The organism is Elstera litoralis, from assembly GCF_000963705.1.
Lineage (GTDB): Bacteria > Pseudomonadota > Alphaproteobacteria > Elsterales > Elsteraceae > Elstera > Elstera litoralis.
The window spans coordinates 1-1,363 of the sequence record NZ_LAJY01000656.1; the positions used below are offsets into that span (position 1 = coordinate 1).

Sequence of the window (1,363 nt, forward strand, 5' to 3'; positions counted from 1 at the left end):
TGMTCGATGTACGAGGCGATTTGATCGTCGGTGAACACATCGCCGCGCTTCAGGAAGTCGCTGTCTTTTGCCAAGCTTTCGAGAGCTTCACGGAGCGAGCCGCAAACCGTGGGAACTTCCTTCAGTTCTTCCGGCGGCAGATCGTACAGGTTCTTATCCATCGCTTGACCCGGATGGATCTTGTTCACGATCCCATCGATACCGGCCATCAGCATGGCCGAGTAAGCGAGGTACGGGTTGGCCAGCGGATCCGGGAAACGCACTTCGACGCGTTTCGCCTTCGGGTTGGACGCGAAGGGGATACGGCAGGAAGCCGAACGGTTGCGCGACGAATAGGCCAGCAGCACGGGGGCTTCATAGCCCGGCACCAAACGCTTGTAGCTGTTGGTGGTCGGGTTGGTGAAAGCGTTGAGGGCCTTGGCGTGCTTAATGATCCCGCCGATGTAGAACAGCGCCATTTCGGACAGATCGGCATAAAGGTTGCCGGCGAACAAAGGCTTGCCGTCTTTCCAGATCGACTGGTGAACGTGCATGCCCGAGCCATTGTCTTGGAAAATCGGCTTCGGCATGAAGGTCGCCGTCTTGCCGTAGGCATGGGCAACGTTTTGCACGCAGTACTTATAGATCTGCATACCATCGGCACATTTCAGCAGCGTGGAGAATTTAATCCCCAGTTCATGCTGAGCCGGGGCGACTTCATGGTGATGCTTTTCGACTTCAACGCCCATGCCCGCGATGGCATCGAGCATTTCGGCGCGCAGATCGGTGCCGCCATCAACCGGGGCGACGGGGAAATAGCCGCCCTTCGGGCCGGGGCGATAGCCCATATTGCCGTTTTCATAAACCTTACCGCTGTTCTGCGGCAGCTCTTCGCTATCGAGGTAATAGAAGCCTTCGGCCTGGCCCTGCTTGAAGCGCACGTCGTCGAACACGAAGAATTCGGCTTCCGGCCCCATGAACACGGTATCGCCGATACCCGACGCGATGATGAAAGCTTCGGCGCGCTTGGCAATCGAGCGCGGATCGCGGCTATAGGCCTGGCCAGTCGAGGGTTCGAGCACATCGCAGAACAGAATAAGCTGCGGCTGGGCCGAGAACGGGTCCATAACGGCGGTCGACAGGTCCGGCTTCAGCAGCATGTCCGATTCGTTGATGGCTTTCCAACCGGCAATCGACGAGCCGTCGAACATGATGCCTTCGTTCAGCAGGTCTTCATCGACCGTAACGATGTGCTGTGCCGTGTGGTGCCATTTGCCGCGCGGATCGGTAAAGCGGAAGTCGACGTACTTCACGCCATTTTCCTGGATCAACGACAGTACGGTTTTCGCGTCGGACATGTGTAATCTTCCCGTTTCGGATGGAT

Annotated in this window: 1 protein-coding gene; it reads right to left on the reverse strand. The window is 57.6% G+C overall.

Features of this window, described 5'->3' with window-relative positions; translation table 11 throughout:
• The coding region (gene glnA / locus VZ95_RS23375; protein WP_045777210.1) for a type I glutamate--ammonia ligase at positions 1 to 1,337 on the reverse strand (1,337 nt) is incomplete at its 3' end.
• Positions 1,338 to 1,363 lie beyond the last annotated feature (26 nt).